The 22,159-nt window shown below is 70.2% G+C and carries 17 protein-coding genes; 9 read left to right on the top strand and 8 right to left on the bottom strand.

All coding sequences use genetic code 11. The features are described 5' to 3' along the window. Positions 1 to 3 precede the first annotated feature (3 nt). On the top strand, positions 4 to 1,425 hold the full coding sequence (locus ACZ3H8_RS28385) for a cytochrome P450 (protein WP_467406647.1): 1,422 nt from the start codon (positions 4 to 6) through the stop codon (positions 1,423 to 1,425). A 56-nt stretch (positions 1,426 to 1,481) separates the two neighbouring features. Here the strand turns inward: ACZ3H8_RS28385 and ACZ3H8_RS28380 are convergent, their stop codons facing one another. Continuing rightward, entirely contained in the window at positions 1,482 to 3,785 is a 2,304-nt protein-coding gene (locus ACZ3H8_RS28380) for an ATP-binding protein (protein ID WP_467406644.1), read from the bottom strand. A 226-nt stretch (positions 3,786 to 4,011) separates the two neighbouring features. Here ACZ3H8_RS28380 and ACZ3H8_RS28375 point away from each other — a divergent pair, with 226 nt between their 5' ends. The 5 genes from ACZ3H8_RS28375 to ACZ3H8_RS28355 all read left to right on the top strand — a co-directional run bounded on the left by ACZ3H8_RS28375 (position 4,012) and on the right by ACZ3H8_RS28355 (position 12,009). Further along, positions 4,012 to 6,165 carry an ATP-binding protein gene (locus ACZ3H8_RS28375; RefSeq protein ID WP_467406642.1) on the top strand — a complete coding sequence of 718 codons (2,154 nt, stop codon included), beginning with the start codon at positions 4,012 to 4,014 and terminating at the stop codon, positions 6,163 to 6,165. 208 nt (positions 6,166 to 6,373) lie between these two features. After that, positions 6,374 to 6,568: a DUF5999 family protein gene (locus ACZ3H8_RS28370; RefSeq protein ID WP_398985041.1), complete on the top strand. Its 195-nt coding sequence runs from the start codon at positions 6,374 to 6,376 to the stop codon at positions 6,566 to 6,568. Continuing rightward, positions 6,565 to 7,038 carry an ATP-binding protein gene (locus tag ACZ3H8_RS28365; protein ID WP_467406638.1) on the top strand — a complete coding sequence of 158 codons (474 nt, stop codon included), beginning with the start codon at positions 6,565 to 6,567 and terminating at the stop codon, positions 7,036 to 7,038. The genes ACZ3H8_RS28370 and ACZ3H8_RS28365 overlap by 4 nt, the downstream gene beginning before the upstream one ends. Before the next feature lie 382 nt (positions 7,039 to 7,420). Continuing rightward, the gene (locus tag ACZ3H8_RS28360; RefSeq protein WP_467406636.1) at positions 7,421 to 9,550 is read left to right on the top strand and encodes a SpoIIE family protein phosphatase; all 2,130 of its coding nucleotides are present in this window, start codon (positions 7,421 to 7,423) and stop codon (positions 9,548 to 9,550) included. Between the two features lie 2 nt (positions 9,551 to 9,552). Then, positions 9,553 to 12,009 (top strand): SpoIIE family protein phosphatase, encoded by a 2,457-nt coding sequence (locus ACZ3H8_RS28355; protein WP_467406633.1) that lies wholly within the window; start codon positions 9,553 to 9,555, stop codon positions 12,007 to 12,009. Here ACZ3H8_RS28355 and ACZ3H8_RS28350 read toward each other — a convergent pair. From ACZ3H8_RS28350 to ACZ3H8_RS28335, 4 genes are all read right to left on the bottom strand, one after another. Continuing rightward, complete coding sequence (locus ACZ3H8_RS28350; protein WP_467406630.1) at positions 11,981 to 12,490, bottom strand: mycothiol transferase; 510 nt, start codon at positions 12,488 to 12,490, stop codon at positions 11,981 to 11,983. The two genes, ACZ3H8_RS28355 and ACZ3H8_RS28350, sit on opposite strands and share 29 nt — an antisense overlap. Positions 12,491 to 12,650: 160 nt before the next feature. Then, positions 12,651 to 13,169: a SixA phosphatase family protein gene (locus ACZ3H8_RS28345; protein ID WP_467406628.1), complete on the bottom strand. Its 519-nt coding sequence runs from the start codon at positions 13,167 to 13,169 to the stop codon at positions 12,651 to 12,653. Next, positions 13,166 to 13,891, bottom strand: a complete 726-nt coding sequence (locus tag ACZ3H8_RS28340; protein WP_467406625.1) for a hypothetical protein — start codon at positions 13,889 to 13,891, stop codon at positions 13,166 to 13,168. The genes ACZ3H8_RS28345 and ACZ3H8_RS28340 overlap by 4 nt, the downstream gene beginning before the upstream one ends. Positions 13,892 to 13,989: 98 nt before the next feature. Then, complete coding sequence (locus ACZ3H8_RS28335; protein ID WP_467406623.1) at positions 13,990 to 14,289, bottom strand: DUF1876 domain-containing protein; 300 nt, start codon at positions 14,287 to 14,289, stop codon at positions 13,990 to 13,992. A gap of 229 nt (positions 14,290 to 14,518) precedes the next feature. Between ACZ3H8_RS28335 and ACZ3H8_RS28330 the strand changes: the two genes are divergently transcribed. Next, positions 14,519 to 15,286 carry an acyl-CoA thioesterase gene (locus ACZ3H8_RS28330; RefSeq protein WP_467406620.1) on the top strand — a complete coding sequence of 256 codons (768 nt, stop codon included), beginning with the start codon at positions 14,519 to 14,521 and terminating at the stop codon, positions 15,284 to 15,286. Between the two features lie 73 nt (positions 15,287 to 15,359). On the opposite strand, the gene ACZ3H8_RS28325 is transcribed toward ACZ3H8_RS28330, so the two are convergent. Then, a complete protein-coding gene (locus ACZ3H8_RS28325) occupies positions 15,360 to 16,361 on the bottom strand; it encodes a D-cysteine desulfhydrase family protein (RefSeq protein ID WP_467406618.1) in 1,002 nt (333 codons plus the stop codon). Between the two features lie 273 nt (positions 16,362 to 16,634). On the opposite strand from ACZ3H8_RS28325, the gene ACZ3H8_RS28320 reads away from it, so the two are divergent. Both ACZ3H8_RS28320 and ACZ3H8_RS28315 read left to right on the top strand, forming a co-directional pair. After that, positions 16,635 to 18,620 carry an APC family permease gene (locus tag ACZ3H8_RS28320; protein WP_467406759.1) on the top strand — a complete coding sequence of 662 codons (1,986 nt, stop codon included), beginning with the start codon at positions 16,635 to 16,637 and terminating at the stop codon, positions 18,618 to 18,620. A 108-nt stretch (positions 18,621 to 18,728) separates the two neighbouring features. Then, complete coding sequence (locus ACZ3H8_RS28315) at positions 18,729 to 19,022, top strand: DUF1876 domain-containing protein (protein WP_467406615.1); 294 nt, start codon at positions 18,729 to 18,731, stop codon at positions 19,020 to 19,022. A 7-nt stretch (positions 19,023 to 19,029) separates the two neighbouring features. On the opposite strand, the gene ACZ3H8_RS28310 is transcribed toward ACZ3H8_RS28315, so the two are convergent. Beyond that, positions 19,030 to 21,477: a glycoside hydrolase family 65 protein gene (locus ACZ3H8_RS28310; protein ID WP_467406613.1), complete on the bottom strand. Its 2,448-nt coding sequence runs from the start codon at positions 21,475 to 21,477 to the stop codon at positions 19,030 to 19,032. A gap of 2 nt (positions 21,478 to 21,479) precedes the next feature. Continuing rightward, positions 21,480 to 22,076, bottom strand: a complete 597-nt coding sequence (locus ACZ3H8_RS28305; RefSeq protein ID WP_467406756.1) for an HAD family hydrolase — start codon at positions 22,074 to 22,076, stop codon at positions 21,480 to 21,482. Positions 22,077 to 22,159 lie beyond the last annotated feature (83 nt).

The following is a 22,159-nucleotide window of genomic DNA, read 5'->3' as shown; positions in this document are numbered from 1 at the left end:
AGAGTGGCAGAGACTGCACGCATGCGGTCGAGCACCCGCCTGTCGGGCACCGGCATGGCTGCGCCGTCGACGAAGGGCGTCGCTCCCGGCCGGCTCCCCGTTCTCGGCCATGCGATCCCTCTGCGGCGCCGTCCGCTGGAGTTCCTGGCTGCCCTGCCCGCCCACGGCGACCTGGTCGAGGTCCGTCTCGGCCCCCAGCGCGCCTACCTGGCCTGCCACTCCGAGCTCGTACGTCAGGTCCTGCTGGACCCGCGCACCTACGACAAGGGCGGCCCGCTGTTCGACAAGGTCCGCCCCCTCGTGGGCAACGGCCTGTTCACCTCGGCCTGGGCGGAGCACCGGTTGCAGCGCCGACTGGTGCAGCCCGCCTTTCACTCCAGCCGGACGGCGTCGTACGCCGCCGTGATGTGCGAGGAGATCGACGCCGTGCTCGGTTCGTGGCAGGAAGGCCGTGCCATCGACCTCGGCGCCACGCTGCATGCGCTGACGGTCCGGGTCACCACGCGAACGTTGTTCTCCACCACGATCGGTGGTCGGGCCGTTGCCGACGTACAGCAGTGTCTGCCCATCATCCTTCGGGGCATCTACCGGCGGATGACCGCGCCGGTCGGTCTCCTGGAGCGACTGCCCACTCCGGAGAACAGGCGCTTCGAGCAAGCACGCAGGAGGCTGCGCGCAGTTATCGACGAGACGGTCCAGGGCTGCCGGCTCTCGGGGGCGGACAACGGGGACCTGCTGTCGATCCTGGTCGGGGCCCAGGACGAGGAAAGCGGTGAGCGCTTCACCGATGACGACATCCGCGACCAGGTCATGACCCTGCTGATCGCCGGTACCGAGACCACCGCGAGCGTCCTGGCGTGGACCTTCCACCTCCTGAGCCGGCACCCCGAGGTCGAGCAGCAGTTGCAGGACGAAGCCGACCGCATCCTCGACGGCCGACTGCCTGCCTTCGCCGACCTGCCCGCCCTGGACTACGCCCGACGCGTCGTCACCGAAACTCTTCGCCTCTATCCGCCCGCCTGGCTGCTCAGCCGGATCGTCACCGTCGAGACGGAACTGTGCGGGCAGAAGCTGAAGCCGGGTACGGCCGTTCTGTTCAGCCCTTACGTTCTCGGCCGCAACCCCCACTCTTTCTCCGGCCCCGATCGCTTCGACCCCGATCGCTGGCTTCCCGAGCGGGCGTCATCAGTGCCGCGCGGCGCAATGGTGCCGTTCGGCGCAGGCAGCCGCAAATGCGTCGGTGACACCTTCGGCCTGGCCGAGGCGATCCTGGCTCTCGCCGCCGTCAGCACACGGTGGCAGCTGCGGCCCGTGCCCGGGACGACGATCCGGCCGAAGCCGGAAGCGGCCCTGGGCACCGGTCCCCTCCGCATGCTCCCCGAGCCGCGCCGCTTCGGGGCAGGCTCGGGGGGTACGAATCCCTGACACCGACCCACCGGTCTGCCGAGCGGCGGCGCTCATCCGGCGGCCGGCTCAGCCGGTCACCGCTCGCCCTCGGGGGAGCGCTCCTCCCCGCCTGCCGCGCGGTCGTGTTCGAAGACCCAGACAGCCACCTGGGCACGGGAGGTGAAGCCGAGTTTGCTCAGTATGTGCTCGATATGGCCCTCCGCCGTGCGCTGGGCGATCACCAGCGTGGCCGCGATCTCCTTGTTGCTCAGCCCCTGAGCGACCAGCTGGGCGATCTCGGTCTCCCGACGGGTCAGCGGGGAGGGCCGCTCGTCCTCTCCACCCGGCTCCACCGCTGCCAGGTGCTCCTCGAGCGCGTAGCTGAGCGCCTCTTCGTAGGAGAGCCGACAGCCCTTCTTGACGGCGGCACGGAAGGCCGTCGTGCCGAGGGCCCCGCTCGTGCGGGACTCGCATTCGTCGTGGTACTTGACGAGGTGCCCGTACCCGGACAGCGGCGCGCCGATCGCCTGCCAGACGGTCTGCAGGATGCCCAGGAGCTGGGCGGCGCGCTCGTAGTGCTCCGCCGTGGCGGCGATCCAGGCCAGCACCTCGAGGTTGACGCCGACCCCCAGCGGATCGTCGAGCGAACGGTTGAAGCCCAGGCTCGCCTTTTCGAGCTCGGCGGCGCGACGGGTGTCGCCCTGGCGCCAGACCTCGATTCCGAGCGCCATCATCGTGTAGGCCCGGTGCCAGCCCTCTCCATAGGCGTCACACACCCTCAGGGACTCCTCGCCGATGGAGATGGCGCGCGGCGAGTCACCGAGGAACGAGTGGAGCAGGGAGAGCCGGATCAGCGACAGCGCGAGTCCCACGGGGTCGTTGGTGGCCTGATGCCGGGCCACCGCCTCCTCGTAGAGCCCGATCGCGGATTCGGCGTCCCCCCGGTACATGGCGATCATGCCGGAGTACAGCGCGGTGTAGGCGAGTACGGACTCGTCCGCGAGCTGTTTACCGAGCTTCCCGCTCTCCTCGAGCATGGTCGCCGCGACGGCGGTCTCGGACTGGATGACGGCCAGCCAGCTGTTGGTCCACAGCGCTCGGGCCCGGACCCGGCTCGGTTCGGTGCAGATGGCGAGCCCTTCGTCCAGCCAGCGCCGTCCCTCGCCGAGGTAGTAACTCGTGATCCAGTGGTAGAGGAGGTCCGAGGCCATGGCCAGGCCGGTCTCGGCCTCCCCCGGTTCGGCGAAGCTGTACTCCAGGGCTGTGCGCAGGTTGGTGTGCTCCAGGTGGAGCCGGGTGAACCAGGCCACCTGGGACGGACCGAACAGCTCGGCACGCGCTTCGCCCGCCAGCCGCCGGTAGTAGTCGCGGTGGCGCCGTTGCCAAGGCCCCGTCTGCCCGGCTGCGACGAGCTGCTCCCGGCCGTACTGCCGCAGTGTGTCCAGCAGCCGGTAGCGCACCGTCGCATGGGGCTCCTCTCTGAGGAGGACGGACTTGTCGACCAGTCCGGTCACCACGTCGAGGACCTCTTCGCGGCTGATGCCGTCGCCGGAGCACACCTCCTCGGCCGCCTCCAGGTCGAAGCCGCCGGTGAATACCGAGGCGCGAGCCCAGAGCATCCGCTCCTGGTCGGTGCACAGAACGTAACTCCAGTCGATCAGCGCGCGCAGTGTCTGGTGGCGCGGCAGCACCACCCGCGAACCGGCGGTCAGCAACTGGAACCGGTCGTCCAGCCGCTCCAGCAACTGTTGTACGGAAAGGGCCCGCAGCCGGACGACGGCAAGCTCGATTCCCAGGGGGATGCCGTCCAGCTGCCGGCAGATCCGTTCCACTGCTTCGCGGTTGGCCTCGGTGACGGAGAAGCCGGGCAGGACGGCGCCCGCCCTCTCGATGAACAGGCGTACGGCGTCGCACCGGGTCAGCGACTTGGTGGAGAGCCGGGGGTTCTCGGTGCTCGGCAGGTCCAGCGTCGGCACGGCCAGGGTGTGCTCGTATGTGAGGCCGAGCACCTGCCGACTGGTGGCCAGGATCTTCAGGTCGGCGGTGGAGCGCAGCAGGGAATCGGCCAGCACTGCGCACTGCGGCAGCAGGTGCTCGCAGTTGTCCAGGATCACCAGCGTGCGCTTGTCCCGCAGGTGGTCGGTGAGGACGTCCAGTGGCGGCCGGGACGAGTGGTCCCGGATCTCCAGCGCTTCGGCGACGGTCTGGGCGAGCAGCTCGGAATTCTCCAGGCCCGCGAGTTCGACCAGCCACACGCCGTCCGGAAACGCCGACCGGACCTCGGCTGCGACACGTGAGGCCAGCCGCGTCTTGCCGACTCCCCCCACACCCGTGAGCGTCACCAGGCGCGATCCGGACAGCCTGCGGCGGACCTCGGCCACCTCGTTCCGACGTCCCACGAAGCTCGTCACCTCGGCAGGCAGCTTGCCCTCTTGCCGACGTGTCGAGACGCTTGGTGCCACGACAGCCATCGATTCCTCGGATCGGTCCCGATCCACGGCGTACCTGCCGTTTGTGCCGGGCCGACGCAAACCAGCCTATTCCTCCGCAGCTCCGGCCGTCCCCGCCCGGCGGGGGCCGAAGAGGAATCCGGCTCTGCCTCCCGCAGGGTGCAACCATGGTGTTATGTCCGCCCACGGTGCCAATGGCACTCGTCCCCATCTCCGGCGGGGCACTTCCTTCGGCGACGAGTCCTCGCTGATCGGCCGCCGACGGCAGCTGGCCGAGGCCAAACGGATGCTGCGGCATTCTCGCCTGGTGACCCTCACCGGTGTGGGGGGCGTGGGCAAGACCAAGCTGGCAACGGGAGTTGCCGACGAGGTGCGAAGGGCCTTCCCGGACGGCGTATGGCTGGTCGAGCTCGGCGCGCTGGAGGAAGAAGGGCTGCTCCCGCAGACCGTCGCCACCGCGCTCGGGCTGCGGGACCAGTCGGCCAGACACCCGACGGACATGCTCTGCGACCATCTGCGTGACGCGCGGTCCCTGATGATCCTGGACAACTGCGAGCACATCCTGGACGGCTGCGCGGCGCTCACCGACCGGCTGCTGCGTGCGGCTCCCCGGCTGTGCGTGCTGGTCACCAGCCGCCAGCCCCTGGGGGTGGACGGCGAGTCAGTCCTCTCGGTGCCCGCACTGGCCGTGCCGGAACCGCATCGGACGCTCCGCCCCGCGGAGGCCGGCCACTACGCGTCGGTCAGGCTGCTCCAGCGGCGGGCGGCGGAGGCGTCGCCGGATTTCACCCTCGGCGCCGAAAACCTGGAAACGGTCGTTCGGCTCTGCCGGCGCCTGGACGGCATCCCGCTCGCCATCGAACTGGCGGCGGCGCAACTGAGGACGCTCACGCCCCAAGAACTCCTCCGACGGCTGGACGAGCGTCTCGAGCTCTCCCCGGCACAGACCACGGCGGACCTGCCCCGGCACGAGACCTTGCGCTCGTCGATCGACTGGAGCTTCGATCTTTGCTCCCCCGGTGAGCAGCGGTTGTGGGCGCGCCTGTCGGTCTTCGCCGGGAGCTGCGGGCTCGAGGCGGCCGAAGCGGTCTGCTCGGGTGACGGCATACCCGAGGAGCGCATCTTCGACCTGGTGGCGGGGCTGGTCGACAAGTCGGTCCTGATCCGGGAGGAGCAGGGTACCCAGGTGCGCTACCGCCTGCTGGAAACGATCCGGCAGTACGGCGCGGAGCGCCTGGCCGATGCCGGGGAGAAGCCGGCCCTGCAGCGCCGCCACCGGGACTGGTACCTCCAGCTGGTGGACCGCGCGGAGGCGGAGTGGCTGAGCCCGCGCCAGGAGACCTGGCTCGCCCGGCTGCAGAGCGAGCACGCCAACATCCGCACCGCTCTGGAGTTCTGCCTCAGCGAGCCCGGCCAGACACAGGCGGGGCTGAAGATCGCCGCGTCGCTGTGGTTCCACTGGCTGTGCAGCGGACTGATCAGCGAGGGCCGCCACTGGCTCGGCAGGGCGCTGGCGCTCGCGCCGCAGGACACGGTGGCCCGCGGCAAGGCGCTGTGGGTGGACGGCTGGCTGTCGGTGCTCCGGGGCGACACGGCCTCTGCGCTGCCGCGGCTGGAGGAGTGCCGGGCTCTCGCTCTCCGGCTTCACGATGCCTCGACCCTGGTCCACGCCACGCAGTACCTGGGCGGACGCGCGCTTTACGAAGGAGACTTCCGCCAGGCGATCGGCCTTCTGGCAGAAGCCGTGGAAGGCCACCGCGCGGCCGGCGACCGCAATGGCTTGATGACCGCCCTGTATCAGCTCACCTTGGCATGCGCCATGTCCGGCGATCCGCGTGCCGCGGATGTCGGGAAGGAGTGCCTGGACCTGTGCAATGAGGCGCACGCGCCCTGGTCCCGCTCCTATGCCCTGTGGGCGCTCGGCCTCCACCTCTGGCGCCAGGGCGAGCCGAGCCGTGCGGCAGAACTCCTCCGCGACGCCCTGAACGCCCGCCGGGTCGTAGGGGACGGGTGGGGAATCGCCCTGTGCATGGAGGCACTGGCCTGGACCGCCGCCTCAGCCGGCGAGGCGGAACGCGGTGCCCGGCTGCTGGGCGCGGCGGAGGTCGTGTGGCGTTCCATAGGGATCTCGCAGTCCGGGTTCCGGCACCTGGCCGCGGGACACGAGGGGACTGAGATCCGGCTCCGCACCGATCTCGGCGATCGCCGATATGCCGCGGCAGTCCGGCGCGGAGCGAAGATGGGACTCGACCGGGCGGCGGACTGGGCCTTGTACGGCTCCTCGGCCTCGACTCCGTGGGCTTCTCGGGAGGCGGCGGCCGGCCAGTGACGGGGGCGGGAATGCGGGAATCCGCAGCGGCGATGCACGCGGAGCGATGACTTCGACACCCTGCGAAGCACGTCGCGGGCCCACTGCGGGTGGTTCAGGTACTAATCCGGGGATTTATCCCCTCCCCGTCACTTCGCTGTCGGCACATGATGGTCGCGTCATACGAGATCCACCCCAGCCGGGCGGAGAATCGAAGGTCCGACCAAAAATGTGCCAGCACCAGCCATCCTGCCCCACCTCAACCGCGCCCGACCATGACGCCGCCCGCCTCGTGGCCTACCACCCCGAGCAGGGGTGGGGCCTCCTCTGCAACGGTGTGACGGTGTTCGAGGACATGGGTGAGCTCCTGCCCGACGGCAGGTCCGCTCAGACTGTTCAGGCCATGGAGGGCAGGGCGGCATGAAACCGTTCACCGCACCCATGCCCGAGACCGCGGCTATCGCGCCATGGCATGCCGGGCTCGGCGGTATCCCGGCCCGGCCCGCCCGTAGAAGGACCTGGCTCCTGCCCAGCGACCTGTCCTCGGTGCGTGAAGCACGGCGACTCACCCGTGCCCAGCTGGCTGACTGGGCGCTCGACGATCAGATCGACGACACGGAGCTGCTCGTCAGCGAGCTGGTCACCAACGCCCTGCGCCACGCGTGGGGGCCGATCCGACTCACCTTCTGCCTGCCCTCCCCGCACGGCGGGCTGCGCTGCGAGATCGAGGACGCGAATCCGGCCGGACCGCTGAGGCGCCATGTCGAGGAGCACGACGAGGAGGGACGGGGGCTGCACATGCTGAACCGGCTGTCCCGCCGCTGGGGCAGCGACCGGACACACGTCGGCAAGGTGGTGTGGTTCGAGCTGCAAGCCTGCACCGGCCCCGTATAGAGGGCTGCGCCTGACGGCGGAAGGAGGAACTATCGACGGCACAGAGACACGCGAACAACATGACAGCCATCGATATGGGCCCAGGGTCTGGGAGACGAGTTCCATCGAGCCTCCCGGCCCTGGGCCTCACCATCGCCCTCCACGCCATCGCCCTCCACGCCATGAAACAGCTCCCATGAGCCATCGGGTACGGGATGCTCAGTTCGCCCCTGCCAGAGCCTCGGATAGGCTGATGTGTTAGCAACTGCGTCCGGAAAAGCTGCGCCCAAAGTCGCCGTACCCGAAGCCGCTGCATTGACTGTGCGTCGGCAGCGCTCGCCGGGAAGATCGCCAGGGAGTGGTCGGCAAGCAGAGCCCCCACGCCCCGGGGTGAGGTCATTGCGTGGACACACACGAGTCGACGAGCGATGTGCCGGGTCACCCCCTGTCGGCGATCGGGTACGCGGGTGTGCTCCGCGACCTGCTTCCGATCGCGCTGTGGAGAGTCAATGCGCAGGGGCGCGTCGTGGAGTGGTCGCTCGCCGCCCAGGACCTGCTCGGCTACGTGCCGGAGCAGCTGCTCGGCCGGTACGGGATCCCCATACTGGTCCCCGAGCCCAACTGGGAGTCGGCCGAGCAGCTCGCGCAGAAGGTCATGGCGGGTGAGACGGTTGTCGGAACCCTCCCGCTGCGGCACCGCGACGGGCACCTCGTGCCGATGGAGATGTGGCTCTGCCCGTCTGTGGACCCGCGGGGAAGAGCGGGCCTCCTGGCCATCGCCGTGGAGACCTCCGCGGTGCTGCGAATGCGGGATTCGCTGGCTGCCCTGGAAGGTCTGTTCACCCAGTCCCCCATCGGTCTGGCCACGCTCAGCCCCGATCTGCGCTTTCTGCGGGTCAACGACGCGCTGGCGCGGATGAACGGCGTCTCCGCGGCCGAGCACCTCGACAAGCGGCCGACCGAGGTCGCGCCAGGGGTCAACGCCGCGGCGCTGGAGACGGTGATGCAGCAGGTCCTGGACAGCGGTAGAGCGGTGGTCGACGTGCGCCGCACCGGGCGCACCCCGGCCGACCCCGATCACGACCGGACCTGGTCCTGCTCCTATGCCCCGCTGCTCGGCAGCGCCGGTCGGCCGCTGGGAGTGATCGCTTCCCTGATCGACATCACCGAGGGGCAGCAGGCTCAGGCCGAGGCCGAGCAGGCACGGCAACGCTTCGCCCTGCTGGCCGAGGCCGACGCGCGGATAGGGACTACTTTGGACCTGCGGCAGACCGCCGAAGAAGTGGTGCAGGTGCTGGTGCCGCAGCTGGCCGACTCGGCCGACGTACAACTGCTGGAACAGGTACTCGACCCCGATGAGGCGGCCGCATCCACCCACGGCGTGGTCCGTCGTATGGCGGCCGCCTTCACCGATCCGTTGGCCCCTGCCGAGAAGCTGGCAGCGGGCCTGACCTTCCAGGTTCCGCTCGGCTCGGTGTACGAGCAGGTCATCGCCGATGGGCACCCCATGAATCTCTACCTGTCCGACATCCCGGCGCTGATCAACGATCCGCGCGCCGAGGGACTGCGTACGTACCTCGCTGCCCGTGTGGGCTCCGCCCGACTGGTCCCGCTGGTCGCCCGCGGCAAGGTGCTCGGCGCCGTGGTGGTGACGCGTAGCCGCGGCCGCGAGCCGCTCGACGAGCAGGACTGCGTGCTCATCGACGAGCTGGTCGCCCGAGCCGCGCTGAACATCGACAACGCGCGCATGTACACCAGGCAGCGAAAAGCGGCCCTCACTCTGCAGCGCAGCCTGACGAACAACGTGCTGCCGGAAGTGACCGGCCTGGAACTCACCGGGCGCTACCTCCCCGCCAGCGACCACGAGGTCGGCGGCGACTGGTTCGACGTCATCGCCCTGCCTGACGGCAGGACCGGGCTGGTCATCGGAGACGTCATGGGGCACGGAATCCATGCCGCGGCCGTCATGGGACAGCTGCGCACAGCGGTGCGAACGCTGGCACGCCACGACATCCCCCCGGGGCAGATCCTCTGCTCCCTGGATGCCGCCGTGGCAGACCTGGGGGAGAACGAAATGGCGACGTGCGTCTACGCAGTCCACGACCCGGCTGCCGGCGGCTGCCTGATCGCCAGGGCCGGCCATCCACCTCCGGCGGTGGCCGACGCCCAGGGGACGATCGCGTTCCTCGACGGCCCCCCGGGTACGCCCTTGGGAGCGGGCGGACAGGAGTTCCCGACCGAGCAGGTGCCGCTGCCCCCCGGCAGTCTGCTGGTGCTGTACACCGACGGACTTATCGAGGCTCGCGACAGAGATCTCGACCAGGGCATGCAACAGCTCGCCCAGGCGCTGCGACACCTCGACGACCCGTTGGAGGAGATCTGCGACCGCATCCTCGACCGCTTGCTGCCCTCCGCGGCCCAGGACGATGTGGCGGTGCTCCTCGCCAGAACTCTGCGTCCGCCAGGCCCGGTGAGAAGTCACCCTGAGCGGCACGGCTTGGGCGGTCCCGCTCGGAAGGTGCAAGGGTGGTAGGGATGGACACTCCGGTGACAACGTTCAGCGAAGGCCCGGAAGACCCGTTTGCGGTGCGGCGCGCGGCCTTGGTGGTGCTGGACGACCGCGGGAGGGTCGTCGGCTGGAGCGAGCGGGCCGAGGCGCTGCTCGGCTACCCGCCCGAGGAGGCGCTGGGGCGGCCGACGGTCGACTTTCTGGTCGACCCGCGCGACCAGGACGTCGTCATGGACGCGGTGACGGCATGCGTACGCGACCGGGGATGGTTCGGGGTCGTGCCCGTCCGGCATCGCGACGGCCATCGTGTGGAGTTGGGGTGCCGGGCCCGGATGACCGTGAGAGGCGGCTCCCCCCGCGAATGGGTCCTCGTCGGTGCGCCCGCCGAGGAGGTTGTCCAGTGGGAGACGGACCGGTCGGTCCTGGACGGGCTGTTCCGCCGGTCCCCGATCGGTCTGTCCGTCCGCGCCCCGGACCTGAGCATCCTGCGTGTGAACCGGGCGATCTCCAAGTTCAGTCAGATACCGGTCGAGCAGCATCGCGGGCTCCACACCAGCGACTTCCTGATCCAGCAGGACAGCGACACCGTGGAGAGGCAGTTGCGGGAGGTACTGGCGACGGGCCGGTCCTCGATCTTCACCGAGCAGCACGCCCGTTTGCGGCGGGATCCCGGCCGTGAACTGGTCGTGTCCGTATCGGCCTTCAGGATGGAGGACCCCTCCGGACGCATCCTCGGGGTGACGCAGACAGTCGAGGACGTGACCGAGCGCTATCAGGGCCGCCGTCGGCTGGCCCTGCTCAACGAGGCCAGCACCCGCATCGGCACCACGCTGGACGTGGCGAAGACAGCGCGTGAGCTGGCCGAAGTGGCGGTCCCCGACCTCGCTGACTGTGTCTCCGTGGACCTGCTGGAGCCGGTGACCCGCGGCCAAGAGCCCACCCAGGAGACGCTCGGACCCGTGCGCCGGACGGCGATCCGCAGCATCCTGCGGAACACGGCGGAGGTGATGTATCCGGTGGGCCGCACCATTCAGATACCGCCGGGAACTGTGCAAGCGCGGTGCCTGGCCGAGCGGCGTCCGATCCTCCAAGCGCAGCTGGAAGGCCCTACCGGGTGGCTCCCCCTGGACCCCGAGCGGGCTGAGCGCGCCCTCAGTCTGGGCGTCCACTCTCTGATGGTGGTGCCGCTGGTCGCGCGGGGGCTCGTGCTCGGCCTGCTCAGTCTGTGGCGGTCGAAGCGGGTCGAGCCATTCGAGGAGGACGACCTCACACTCGCCGAGGAGTTCGCCGCCCGCGCCGCCGTGTGCATCGACAACGCACGCCGCTACACCCAGCAGCACGAGGCCGCCCTCACCCTGCAGCACAGCCTGCTCCCGCACGACGTGCCCAGGCACCCGGCTGTCGAAGTCGCCCACCGCTACCTGCCGGCCGACGCGACGACCGGCGTCGGCGGTGACTGGTTCGACGTCATCCCCCTCTCCGGGCTCCGCGTCGCCCTCGTCGTCGGCGACGTGGTCGGCCGCGGCATCCACGCGGCGGCCACCATGGGCCGGCTGCGTACCGCCGTACACACCCTGGCCAACCTCGACCTCACTCCTGACGAGGTCCTCTCCCACCTCGATGATCTCGTGGGCCGTCTGGCGGCCGAGCAGGAGCCGACCGACGAATGTTCCCCTCAAGTCATTGGCGCAACCTGCCTGTACGCGGTCTACGACCCGGTCTCGCGGCACTGCGTCGTGGCCCGCGCCGGCCACCCGCCGCCCGCGGTGGTGACGCCTGCCGGACAGGTATACCTCCTCGAACTGCCTGCAGGCCCGCCGCTGGGCCTGGGCGGGCTGCCGTTCGAGGCCGTCGAGCTGGAACTGGACGAAGGCAGCCTCCTGACCCTCTACACCGACGGCCTCATCCAGGGCCTCAAGCGAGACGTCGACGAGAGTCTGGCCGATCTGTGCGGGGCACTGACCCCGCCGACCCGCTCGTTGGAAGAGACATGCCGGGCGGTGGAGGGCGCGTTGCTGCGCGACCGGCCCACCGACGACGTGGCCGATGACGTGGCTCTGCTCATCGCCCGTACCCGCGTTCTGGCAGCGGAGAAGGTGGCCACGTGGGAGCTGCCCGTGGAGGCAACCGCCGCTTCTCAGGCGCGGATGCTTACGGCATGCCAGCTGGCCGAGTGGGGGCTGGAGGAGATGGTCTTCACCACCGAACTGATCGTCAGCGAACTGGTCACCAACGCCTACCGGTACGGCAGCGGGCCGATCGCCCTACGGCTCATCCGTGACGACCACCTCATCTGCGAGGTGTCCGACACCGGCAGCACCTCACCGCACCTCCGCCGGGCCCGCACCACAGACGAGGGCGGCCGCGGACTCTTCCTGGTGGCCCAGCTCACCGAGCAGTGGGGCACCCGGTACACGCGCGACGGCAAGACGATCTGGACCGAACAGCCGCTTCTCAACGGCGCTCCAGCGAGCCTCGGATGAACGCTGCCTGGCCGGCGTGCTGCAGGTCGTCGGCCAGGACGCTGATCAGACGGACTCCCAGAGTGACCGGCGGCGACCAGGACTCGTCCACGACGCGGTCCAGCGCCGCGTCGTCGAGCCCGCGCACGAACCGCATGGTCTGCTCATGGACGGCGTCGTAGTAACCGAGCAGCAGCTCGGCCGACTGGACCTGTACCGCGGCGACCTGCCTGCTGGAGTGGCCGAACCCGGTCGCTCCCTTGGGGAAAGGCAGCTCGAAGCGGGCCGCCCAGTCCTGGGAGAACCACACCTGCTCCACTTCACTCGCATCAGCCACGTGATCGTCCTGGATGCGCGACAGATGCCATACGAGCCAGGCGATCGAATTCGCGTCGGCGTCCAGCCGGGCGTTGAGGTCATCCGGTGAAAGCCCCTCGACCGCCCCGTGTACTGCCTCCCGGACGCGCTCGAACGCATCTGCCAGCAAGTCTGCGCTGTTCATTCGCTGATCCTCGGTCCTGGGCGGTCCCGGCGAGAAGTTGTGTCTCCGAAACCACCATGGACCGTCGCCGGCCCTGGCCATGCGGTCGACACGCGCACCCCACCGGCCGCTTCAGCCCAGTGCACTGCGGCCCCACGCCGCGGTGAATGAGAGGCCGGGCTCACCGGTGTCCACGGGGGACGGCCAGGTCTGTGAGCAGCGCGGCGCCCGGTGCGAGAGCGGACCATGTGCCACGCCAGGTCAGCACGGCGACGGCGGACGTCGGGAACTTCGTCTGTGCGCGCTGCATTGTGCCGCCGAGTGCCTCGCCGGCGAGCAGCAGGATCAGATCCTGGAGGCCGGGGTTGTGTCCGATCAGCAGCAACGTCCCGACATCGGCGGGCACTTCGCTTACGACATCGAGAATGGTCTGGTCGTCCGCCGCGTAGAGGCGGGACTCGTATCGCACCGGCGGGGTGCTGCCCAGCTCCGCGGCGGCCAGCTCCCAGGTCTGGCGGGTACGGCGGGCGGTGGAGCACAGGACGAGGTCGGGCAGGCAATCGGCTTCCGCCAGCCAGCGGCCGGCGGCGGGGGCGTCGCGCAGGCCGCGAGGGGCGAGGGGGCGCTCATGGTCGGGAACGCCCTCGGGCCGTGCGGATTTGGCGTGCCGCAGGACGACCAGCCGCCGCAGCGGGCTCATGCCGGCGCTCCCGCGGGGTGCGGGTGGCCGATCTCGCGGGCGAGTTCCAGGCCGAGGACGCGGTCCAGATGGGCGAAGGTCTCGAACTTCGCTCCGGCCGACACGTCCGTGGCCGTCTCCAGATCCCGCAGCAGGTCGAGTACGGCGGGGGTGCCAAGCGTGTCCTCCAGCGCGGTAAGGACCGGGCGCACGCGGTCGGCGGGCATCGGCTTCGACGGCTGCTCTGCCCAATCGGCTACGGCACGCCGCCATCGAGCCAGTGTGCGGCGGGCCTCGTCGAGGGCTTCGGCACGGAGCGCGACCGGCTCATGATGGGCGTGGGAGAGCAGGAGCAGGCGTACGGCGAGCGGATCCCGCTCCTCAAGTCCCGCCAGGGACATGGAGGTATGTGCCTCTGCCACCTGGAGGGAGGCGCCGCTTCCGCCCTCGTACGCGCGGTCGGTGAGGTGTACGCCGGGTGGGCCGCCGAGCATGTCGGCGATGTGGTCCGGGGTTCCGTGGGCGTCGGCCGGCCGGATACCGACAGCGGCGGCCGACGGGACGCTCGGGCCCGTCCGCCCCAGCAGGACCTGTCTGCCGCGCAGCTCGACGACGCGCGCAAGCACATCCGCGACCAGCAGCACGCGCAGACCGGTCAGTCCGCCCGGCCCGCCGGGCGGTGGCACGTGGGCGCAGATCCGCAGCGGCCCACGGCCTGCCAGTTCGTCAACGATGCGCAGCACACAGCCGAGCCTAGGCGCCCAGGCCCCGACTCCGCACCGCGAACGACCGGTCGGAGTGACTGCGAGCCTGTCGCGGCGGGTCTCCGGTGACCCCAGACCTAGGTCGCCGTGTCCGACCAGCTGTACGGCGGCCCGGCGCGCCCGCTCGTCGCTCCGGCGCCCGCGGCCTCCAGCTCAGCGTCGGCCGCCCTCATCAGCTGCACCGCGAGGTCTCTCATCGCACGGCTCGCCGAGAGTTCGTCGCCGATCGTGGGGATGTCCACGTCCTGAGGGTTGCAGCGGGCTACCCCATGACCGGTGAGGGTAGCGGTACCGGTGTCCAGTACCGCGCGGGCTTTCGTCGTGCCGTCCTCCTCCGACAGGTGGAGGCGGACGCTCCACTCCAGCGTCCGAGTCATCGCACACCTCCTCGCCGCGTCCGGCCCGAGTGCGCCACCAGGACGCGGTCCTGTCTCCAGGATCCCCCACGGCCGACATCGGTGCCATGACCGCGCGGGCCGAAGTCGCCAAGACGGTGCTGCACTTCGGCGTAGTTCACTCCGCAACGGGTTCGCTCTTCCAGCCTGCTGGAGTAAGGTGGCGACTGTAAGTCCAGTTTTCAAACTCACCGAGAGGCGGTGCGGCGACATGAGCATGACGGCTGCGGGCACAACGGTCAGCGTCGGTCGTTCGTGGTGGTCGTGGGCCGGCGTACACGGCGGCTATCTGGCGGCACAGGGGTTGGCCGGAATGCGCGGCCTGCTCGGCGAGGCACCCGTCGTACGGACGCTCACCACGCACTTCCTGGCACCGGTCGACGGCCATCCCCTCCGGATCGAGGCCGCGGTCGAGCGTGCCGGGCGGGGCACCTCGTTCGCGTCGTTCGTCGCCGAGCAGGGTGGCGCCGTAGTGCTACGGGGCTCAGCGGTGTTCGGCACTGCGCACCCCGGCCCTGGCTACGACGGCAGCCAGGCCCCCGCCGTGCCCGGAGCTGACGACTGCGAGGCGCTGGAGCTGCCGGAGCGTCTGGCCGCGTTCGCGCGGCACCTCGACATACGTCCCGCGACCCCGGCGAGGCCACTCGGCGGAGGCGACCGCGCCGAATTGACGGCCTGGGTACGCTTCGCCGACGGGCGCGGGCTGGATGCCGAGGCGGTCGTCATCCTGGCGGATGCCCTGCCCCCTGCGCTCTTCGCGCGCTGGACCGCACCGAGGCCCGTTCCCTCGGCCGAACTGACCGTCCACTACGGCGACGCCCTGGACCATGGGCCCGTCGACGGCTGGGCGCTGGTCCGTATCCGCACCGAACACGCGGGAAGCGGCTGGGCGGTCGACGACAGCACGGTATGGACGGCGGACGGCCGACTGCTCGGCTCGGGACGGCAGGCCCGGCGCATCCTGGCCCCACTGACTTGATCTCCGGTCGCCGTCTGCGGCCAGCAGACGGCGATACCCGCGCGGAGAAGAAGCCGGTCACGGCAACCCGCCCTCAACGCAGAGTGCGATGACCTTCGACGGTCAGTGCGGCCTCTACTTTCGCGAGCGTCGCCGGGTGGCCGAAGAGGCCGGGCAGGCCGCCCGAGTGCAGGAAGACCGTGCGCTGCCCGGGGACGACGTCGCCCTCCTGGATCGCTGCGATCAGACCGGCCATCGCGCGGCCGGTGTAGATCGGGTCGAGCACGATGCCCTCGGTGCGGGCGGTCAGGGTCAGGGCTGCCATCACCTGCTCGGTCAGTACGCCATACCCGTCGCCGACCTGGTCGAGTCGCAGTCTCAGCGTCTTTGGCTCGCAGTGCGTGCCGGACAGGCCGGAGACCAGCTCGGACACGGTCCCGGCCGGATCGGTGACGGCGCCGCAATGGACGCCGAGCACTCGCGCGGCGCCGAGCTCGCCGACGAGGCCCGCCATGGTGCCACCAGAGCCGAGGGCGACGACCACAGTCGCCAAGTCCGGGGCCTGGGTGAGGAGTTCGCGCCCACACTCGGCGTAACCGCGCGCGCCGATGACGCTGGTACCGCCGAAGGGGATCAGCGCCGGGAGAGCGCCCCGTCCCCGGAGCTGTTCGGCCACCTGCTCGGCGGTGGAGGCGAGCCCCCCGTGGTCGGCATCACCGGCCCATACGACCGTGGCGCCGAAGAGACCGTCGAGTGCCAGGTTCCCGGAGGCCGACGATCCGGGGCCGCCGGCGAGCACAAGTACGACGTCGAGCCCCAGCCGGGCGCCGGCGGCGGCGGTCAGACGCGCGTGATTGCTCTGGGGCGCACCCGTGGTCACCAGGACGGTGGCGCCCTCGGCGAGCGCCGCGCCGCAGGTCCACTCCAGCTTGCGTACCTTGTTCCCACCGCCGCCCAGGCCGGTGAGGTCGTCACGCTTGACCCACAGGTCGTCCGTGCCGAGTCCGAGCGCCCGGGCCAGCCGTGGCACGGGCTCGAGCGGGGTCGGCCATGTGCCGAGCGCTGCCCGTTGCGGAGTGTCGCTGTCCGGGTTCATCGTCACCACCCTTGTCCTCGGCGCCTTGGCCGTGGTTCGCGGATCATCATGCCCGTAGGACAGCCGGCCCGCCCGAATGCCGGTGAGGCCACGGGTTCCGATCGGCTACTGCGGGCGTAGTTGGGCCATATGTACGCAGCGGCAGGGAATCCTAACGAGTTCTTGATGCCTCTCCCCCCGTCTGAGTCGTGCTGATGGGCGGGTGGGCCGACATACGCTCGCGCGGTGCTGAACGTGACCGGGATACTCAAGCGGCTGGTGATCGGCCGGGCCATGCGCAGCGAGCAGCTGGGCGAAACGCTGCTGCCCAAGCGCCTCGCCCTGCCGATCTTCGCGTCCGACCCGCTGTCCTCGGTGGCCTACGCCACCCAGGAGATCCTGCTGGTGCTCACGTTGGGTGGCCTGGCCTATCTGCACTTCACGCCGTGGATCGCGGCCGCGGTCGTGTCGCTGATGACCGTGGTGGTGCTCTCCTACCGGCAAGTGGTGCACGCCTACCCGAGCGGTGGCGGCTCGTACGAGGTCGCCTCGACGAACCTGGGGCCTTCCGCCGGTCTGGTGGTCGCCGCCTCACTGCTGGTCGACTACGTCATGACCGTGGCCGTCTCGGTCGCCTCCGGCGTGGACAACATCATCTCGGCGGTGCCGGCGCTGGTGGACTACCGGGTGCTGATGGCGCTCATCTTCGTCGCCCTTCTGACCGCGATGAACCTGCGCGGCGTACGCGAGTCCGGCAAGACGTTCGCCGCCCCGACGTATCTCTTCATCGGCGGCGTACTGATCATGGTCGGCACAGGCCTGTTCCGCTACCTGGTCGGGGACGCACCGGTCGCCGAGACCGCCGCGTACGGCATCGAACCGGACCCCGCAGACGCGAACCTGGCGGGCCTGGCCCTGGTGATGCTGGTCCTGCGCGCGTTCTCCAGCGGCTGTACGGCGCTGACCGGCGTGGAAGCGATCTCCAACGGCGTGCCGGCGTTCCGCAAGCCCAAGTCCCAGAACGCGGCCGCGACCATGGCCGCGATGGGCATCATCGCCATCACGATGTTCGTCGGCGTCACCACGCTCGCGATCGTCGCCAAGGTGCACATTGTCGAAGACCCCTGCCGGCTGACCGGCCTGACCGACTGTGGCAGCTACACCCAGCGCACCGTCATCGCCCAGCTCGCCGCCTCCGTCTTCGGCGGCGAGAACAGCGTCGGCTTCTACTTCATCCAGGCCGCCACCGCCCTGGTGCTGATCCTCGCCGCAAACACCGCCTTCAACGGCTTCCCACTGCTCGCCTCGATCCTCGCGCAACACCGCTACCTGCCGCGCCAACTCCACAACCGCGGCGACCGGCTCGCCTTCTCCAACGGCATCCTGGCCCTCGCTGTCGTGGCCGGACTGCTGCTGTGGGCGTTCAAGGCCAACGTCACCAACCTCATCCACCTCTACATCCTGGGCGTGTTCACCTCCTTCACGCTCTCTCAGACGGGCATGGTCCGGCACTGGAACCACGAGCTACGCACCGAGACCAACCCGAGCCTGCGCCGCCGCCACCAGATGGCGCGTGTCGTGAACGGTGTGGGCGCGATGATCACGGGACTTGTCCTGGTCATCGTGCTGGCCACCAAGTTCACCCAGGGCGCCTGGCTGGCCGTGCTCGCCGCGATCGTGCTGTGGGTGATGATGCGCGGCATCCGCCGTCATTACGACGCCACCGCGGCCGAACTGGCGGTCACCGACCCGCGCAGCGAAATGGTGCCGCCCTCCCGGGTGCTGGCCATCGTGCTGGTCTCCACCATCCACAAACCGACCCTGCGGGCGCTGGCCTATGCCCGCGCCTTCCGGCCGGACCGCCTGGAAGCCCTCACCGTCGCGGTCGACCGCGACGCGGCCACTGCGCTCCAGCGCCAGTGGGAGGACTACGGGATTCAGGTACCGCTCAAGGTCCTCGACTCCCCCTACCGCGAGATCACCGGCTCCGTCCTGGAGTACGTCCGCTCCATCAGGCGCGACAGCCCGCGGGACGTGGTCGCGGTGTTCATCCCCGAGTACGTCGTCGGCCACTGGTGGGAAAACCTGCTGCACAACCAGTCCGCGCTGTGGCTCAAGAGCCGCCTGCTCTTCACCCCCGGCGTCATGGTCACCAGCGTCCCCTGGCAGCTCAGCTCGTCCGCCCACGCCGACCACCCGGCCGCCCGCGCCCCCGGCTCCGTCCGCCGCGGAGAACCCACCACGACACGCAAGAGCGACGACGTCAGCACGCACCGGTAAGGATCTTCGATGGTGTACATCGCGGCCGGACCCGAGTGGGAGGACCCTGGAGACAGGACCACGCGGCGGTGCCCCGACTGCGGGCACATGTGCGCGAGGAGGTAGGCCATGAAACGGACTCTGGAATGGAAGGTCGGACTGTACCTGTCCGAGGAGGACGGAACGACGAATGCGCGTGCGGTGCTGGACACCGGCTCCTCGACGCTCACGGGGCAGGGGACCGCACGGTGCAGCGCAGAGGACGCGGACATCCCCGAGATCGGTGACGAGCTCGCGGCGAGCCGCGCGCTCAAAGACCTCGCGGGTCATTTGATGCGGGTCGCGGACCGCGACATGGAGAGGGTGGGGGCCGGGGCGGAAGCGCCCCTCGGTCCGCCGTACAGCTGGACAGTGGGGGCGTAGGCCGGCCTCACACCTGATGCCCGGCGGTTGTTGTGCCGTCCTGGCCCGTGGACTGCTCCTGGGGCAGGGTGAGGGTGCACGATTCCCCGGGTGCCACGGACACCGTGCGGTCCGGCAGGGCGATGTCGATCGGTGACCGGTCGGAGTCGGGCACGGTGATCTGCAGCTGTCCCGCGCTCATCCGGAGCCGTACACCCCAGTGCCCCTGGTAGCGGATCGCGAAGCCGTACTCCGACAGCTCCGGCAGCGGCACGGGGTCGAGCCGCAGCGCGCCGCCCCGCGTCTCCAGGCCGGTCAGTCCCCGCTGTACGAGATCGAGGGTGCCGGCCATCGCACCGAGGTGAATGCCCTCCCCCGTCGTGCCGCCCTGCAGATCGGCGATGTCCCCGGCCAGCGCCTCCTGGCAGAACGCCCAGGCCTCCGCGCGCCGCACCCTCGCCAGCACCCAGCCGTGCACGAGACTGCTGAGCGTCGAGCCGTGGCTGGTGCGGCGCAGATAGTGGTCCACGGTGCGCTGCCAGGCGGTGTCGTCCAGCTCGTACCCGAGCCGGTGGAAGAGGCCCTGGAGTTCGGCCGGTGAGAAGAGGTAGCCGAGCATCAGCACGTCGGCCTGCTTGGACGCCTGATAGTTGTTGGCCGTGTCCCCTTCGGCCTCCAGGATCCGGTCGAGGCGCCGGATGTCGCCGTAGCGGGCCCGGTAGGCGTCCCAGTCGAGTTCCGTAAGTTCGCCGTAGCCCTCGAACTGGCTGACCACACCGGCGTGGAAGGGCACATGCAGTTTGCGGGAGACCTCCTCCCACGTGTCGAGTTCGCCGTCGACGAGTCCGGTGCGTTCGACGAGGTCCCTGCGGCGTGGCTCCGGGAGACAGTGCAGTACGTCGAGGGCGCGGGCGAGCACCCAGGCAGCGGTGACGTTGGTGTACGCGTTGTCGTCGAGGCCCGCCTCCTTCGCGCCGGGGTAGGCGTCGTGGTACTCGTCGGGGCCCACGACTCCGCGGATCCGGTAGCGGCCGAGCGTCTTGTCGTACGCCGCCGCGTCCGCCCAGAACCGGGCGATCTGCAGCAGCATTTCGGCGCCCTTGGTGTGCAGGAACTCCATGTCGCCGCTCGCCTCGCAGTACTGCCACACGTTGTACGCGATCGCCGAGCCGACGTGGTGCTGAAGCCGGGAGTGGTCGGGCAGCCAGCGCCCCGAGAGCGGGTTGAGGTGCAGCTGCTGGGTCTCCTCGCGGCCGGTGCTGCCGCTCTGCCAGGGGTACATGGCCCCGGCTCGTCCGGCGTCGCGAGCGGCGAAGCAGGCCCGCTCCAGGCGCCGGTGGCGGTAGCTGAGCAGGGCGCGGGAGACCTCGGGGAAGTGCAGGTTCAGACAGGGCAGGACGAACAGTTCGTCCCAGAAGACATGGCCGCGGTAGGCCTCGCCGTGCAGGCCGCGGGCCGGGACGCCGGCGTCGAGTTCGGCGGTGTGCGGGGAGAGCGTCTGCAGTACGTGGAAGAGGTGGAGCCGCAGGATCGGGCCCTCGCTGTTCGGCACGTCGAGTTCGGCGGCGCGCCACAGCTGGCGCCAGGCCGTGCGGTGCGAGGCCAGCAGGGCGTCGAAGTCCGGGGCGCGGTTCACCCGGTCGACGGCGGCGTGCAGCGGATCGCTGATCGCCGGATCCCGGGAGGTGTGCAGGGCGATCGTCTTGTCGACGGTGACGGTCCGGCCCGGGGCGAGGGGCAGGCGCAGGAGCTGGGAGACCCGCAGGTTCTCATGGCGAGCGGTCGCCTCGGCCGAGGCCGGGACGTAGGCCATATCGGCCACGTGGGCCACGGTGCGGGCCGCCAGGCCGATCCTGATGTCGGAGGTACTGGTGCGGCAGCGCAGCCACATGGTGTCCGGGGCCGACGTCCCGGTGTGAACGTGGGTGAGGTGACGGCCGGCCAGCTGCCGGTAGCGCTCAACTCCGCTGTTGGTAACCGTTCCGTCGAGCGCCGACTCGACCTCGATCTCCCCGGACCAGTCATCGGCGGTGAACTCGGTGCGCAGCAAGGCCAGATGGGGGGAGGCCATGTGCACCAGGCGAAGCTGCCTCACCGCGAGGCGCCGGCCGCTCTCGTCCTCGTAGCCCAGGGTGCGCTCAAGCGTGCCGGCGCGCAGGTCCAGCGTCTGCTGGTGGCCCAGGATCTTGTGGGTGTCCGGGGACAGCCAGTTCCCGGAGTCGGTACGGAATCGCAGCGGCAGCCAGTTGGGCAGGTTGACCATGTCCTCGTTCTCGACCTGTCGTCCCGCCACGTCCGAGATCAGCCGGTTGTAGCAGCCCGCCGCGTACGTACCCGGATAGTGGACCCGGTCGGCCGTGCACTCGGGGGCCGCGCCGCGAGTCGCGAAGTAGCCGTTGCCGAGGGTGCACAGGGACTCGCGCAGCCGCTCCTGTTCCGGGTCGTAGCCTTCGTACTCCCAGGTCCAGTCGCGCATCGTCAGTCCTCCGGGGCAAGAAGTTCCGCGAGGTCACGGACCACGATGTCCGCACCGTGCTTCAGCAGTTCAGCACGGGTCTCGTCGGTACGGGCCCGGTCCACGCCGACGACCAGGCCGAAGCCGCCGCGCAGCCCGGCCTCCGCTCCCGCCAGGGCGTCCTCGACGACGGCGGTGCGGGAGGCGGGCATGCCGGTCAGACGGGCCGCCTCCAGGAACAGCGCGGGGTCGGGTTTGCCGGGCAGCTGCAGGCGTGCCGCCTCGCCTCCGTCCACCAGGGCGTCGAAGAGGTTCAGCACTCCCGCGTGTTCAAGGAGTTCACGGGCGTGCCGGGAGGCGGAGGCGGCGGCCAGGGGTACGCCTGCGGAGCGGAGGGTGTGCAGCAGGTGGACCGTGCCGGGGAAGGCATCCACGCCGTGCTCGCGCAGTCGCGCGGTGAACAGCCGCTCCTTGTTCGCGGCGACGGCCTGCACGTCCACGTCGGTCAGCCAGGGATCGGCGGGAGGGTGGTCGCGCAGGAAGGCGTCGAAGGCCGTCTTCCAGGCGGCGGCGTGCACCCGCGCGGAGTCGGTGATCACTCCGTCGGTGTCGAGGACCATGGCCGCCGTGCCCCGTAGTGCCCGGGGCAGGCCTGCCGTGCTGTTCTGCGTCGGGTTCACCTCCTTTCGTCGATAGGGGGACG

The organism is Streptomyces sp. NPDC002868, assembly GCF_055563295.1.
This window is presented reverse-complemented; position numbering and strand designations above follow the sequence as displayed.

Excerpts from the sequence above, each read along its gene's own strand:
- ACZ3H8_RS28375 (WP_467406642.1), top strand. The coding sequence starts at position 4,012 with ATGTCCGCCCACGGTGCCAATGGCACTCGTCCCCATCTCCGGCGGGGC.
- ACZ3H8_RS28370 (WP_398985041.1), top strand. The coding sequence starts at position 6,374 with ATGTGCCAGCACCAGCCATCCTGCCCCACCTCAACCGCGCCCGACCAT.
- ACZ3H8_RS28365 (WP_467406638.1), top strand. The coding sequence starts at position 6,565 with ATGAAACCGTTCACCGCACCCATGCCCGAGACCGCGGCTATCGCGCCA.
- ACZ3H8_RS28355 (WP_467406633.1), top strand. The coding sequence starts at position 9,553 with ATGGACACTCCGGTGACAACGTTCAGCGAAGGCCCGGAAGACCCGTTT.
- ACZ3H8_RS28350 (WP_467406630.1), bottom strand. The coding sequence starts at position 12,490 with ATGAACAGCGCAGACTTGCTGGCAGATGCGTTCGAGCGCGTCCGGGAG.
- ACZ3H8_RS28345 (WP_467406628.1), bottom strand. The coding sequence starts at position 13,169 with ATGAGCCCGCTGCGGCGGCTGGTCGTCCTGCGGCACGCCAAATCCGCA.
- ACZ3H8_RS28335 (WP_467406623.1), bottom strand. The coding sequence starts at position 14,289 with ATGACTCGGACGCTGGAGTGGAGCGTCCGCCTCCACCTGTCGGAGGAG.
- ACZ3H8_RS28330 (WP_467406620.1), top strand. The coding sequence starts at position 14,519 with ATGAGCATGACGGCTGCGGGCACAACGGTCAGCGTCGGTCGTTCGTGG.
- ACZ3H8_RS28325 (WP_467406618.1), bottom strand. The coding sequence starts at position 16,361 with ATGAACCCGGACAGCGACACTCCGCAACGGGCAGCGCTCGGCACATGG.
- ACZ3H8_RS28320 (WP_467406759.1), top strand. The coding sequence starts at position 16,635 with ATGCGCAGCGAGCAGCTGGGCGAAACGCTGCTGCCCAAGCGCCTCGCC.
- ACZ3H8_RS28315 (WP_467406615.1), top strand. The coding sequence starts at position 18,729 with ATGAAACGGACTCTGGAATGGAAGGTCGGACTGTACCTGTCCGAGGAG.
- ACZ3H8_RS28310 (WP_467406613.1), bottom strand. The coding sequence starts at position 21,477 with ATGCGCGACTGGACCTGGGAGTACGAAGGCTACGACCCGGAACAGGAG.
- ACZ3H8_RS28305 (WP_467406756.1), bottom strand. The coding sequence starts at position 22,076 with ATGGTCCTCGACACCGACGGAGTGATCACCGACTCCGCGCGGGTGCAC.